This window comes from Psychromonas arctica DSM 14288, from assembly GCF_000482725.1.
GTDB lineage: Bacteria > Pseudomonadota > Gammaproteobacteria > Enterobacterales > Psychromonadaceae > Psychromonas > Psychromonas arctica.
Genome location: NZ_AXWP01000107.1, coordinates 1 through 1,653, shown reverse-complemented (window position 1 = coordinate 1,653; position 1,653 = coordinate 1). Strand labels below are relative to the sequence as shown.

The window sequence follows — 1,653 nt, the reverse complement described above, 5'->3', positions numbered from 1 at the left end:
ACTCAAGTTTCGGAGTTCACTTTTAGCCCATAAAAGTGGACGTTTCATCATTCTAGCGCCTCTTGCCGCAAGGTGAAACTATCCATTTGCATGACTTGCGTAAAAAAATCGACAACCATTTTTTCAATTTTGTTTAACACGTCATGTTTATCAACGTTTGTTAAACTTGTCATTTCATTTAATGCACCCGCGATCAACGCTTTGAATAATCCCCACAATTTACTGGCAAAGTTCAGGCAACTCAAATTTTCTTCAAAATCATTTCTTACATCACTAAGTCTTGCCGAGCCTTCTTCTTGTTTGGCAAAAAGCAGAATGCAAAACCTTAGGCCAGTTAGGTGTATTGAGGCAATATAAGCACTGTAATGTCGGCTTTGCTCTTTTAAAAAACCGAGCTTTTGCTTGGCTTCTTTGAAGTAAACTTCAATCCCCCAACGCAACGCATAGACCTCAAGTATTTTTTCATCTTCAAGTTGGCTATCAGTCGTTAAAAATAGCGCCCAATCATGCTTACTCGCCTGTTGCTTGCTTTCATTTACTGAACGAACAAAGAGTAATTTCACTTTTATCCATTGGGCTGGCTCTTTATCTGAGCTTGCAAGGTTCAGCTCAACAACAATGGACTTACTTTGGTAAGGCACATGATTAAGCGTTTGCCAGTGACCTTTGACATGTTGCTTATATAGCGCTTGGGCACAAAGCAAGTGAGTCATGCCGTTGATAATTAGTCGGTATTTCATCTTATTCTTTTTCATTCTGACAATCGCAACAAGCGAGTGTGTTATCGTCATGCTAAGAATATGCTTGGTCGCGAACCATGCATCCGCTAAAAAATAATCGGCATTAATGCCGCCCCGAATAGCTCGCGCTATCATGTCACACACCATTTCTGGCTTAGTTTGTTGTTTTGATTTCTGATAGCGTTTGGCCGCAATACTACGCCCATCATTAAACCTATAGTCTAACGCTTGCTCCTTAACCTGACTGATGAATATTTCATTATCAACGGGAACAAATTGCTCATCATTAGCGACACCTAGCGTCACTATTTGCTGCCCCATCACACAACGAGCGGTTAAGTGATCAAAGTGACTTGAAACACCTGGCATTTTTTTACCACGCCTTGTTTTGACTGTGTCATCAATAACAAAGGCGCTGAGCTTGCTTTTACCGCTAGCCTTAAGTACTTTTTTAGCGGTCAATAGCTGTAGCTTTCGCCAATCTAAATCTTCGCGGTTAAGTAGATCATATAGCGCGTCTTTTTTAGCCGCTGAAAAACTTAATAACGCATCCCTTGAAAACATAGCAACAGAGTCTACTTTTAGCCAAACCCAAAGCATTAATAGATAAACAACATCACTGGCTGGTATGCCTGAGCGTTTAGAAAACTTAGCTTGACGTAACATCGTATTAAAACGCAGGCTCTTCCATGTTGAGCTAAATGTGTTATCAATTTTAAGGTTTTTTTGGTTAAGTAAGTCAGCGGTTAATGATGGTAAGTTCAAGGGCTTTGTGGCAGAATTCATTTGATGTCTCTTGTGGTTTCTTACTTTGTCTAGATAACAAGTATTTTACCACAATGAGACGTCAACCTATTTTAAATCATCAAGTTACTTTAGTTTTATTATCTGTTTTGAATCCCGAAACTTGAGT

The 1,653-nt window shown here is 39.5% G+C and carries 1 protein-coding gene; it reads right to left on the bottom strand.

Annotated features, from left to right (window positions below):
• Nucleotides 1–47: 47 nt before the first annotated feature.
• Nucleotides 48–1,526: an IS4 family transposase gene (locus tag H592_RS0111520; RefSeq protein ID WP_169727656.1), complete on the bottom strand. Its 1,479-nt coding sequence runs from the start codon at nucleotides 1,524–1,526 to the stop codon at nucleotides 48–50.
• Nucleotides 1,527–1,653: the final 127 nt, after the last annotated feature.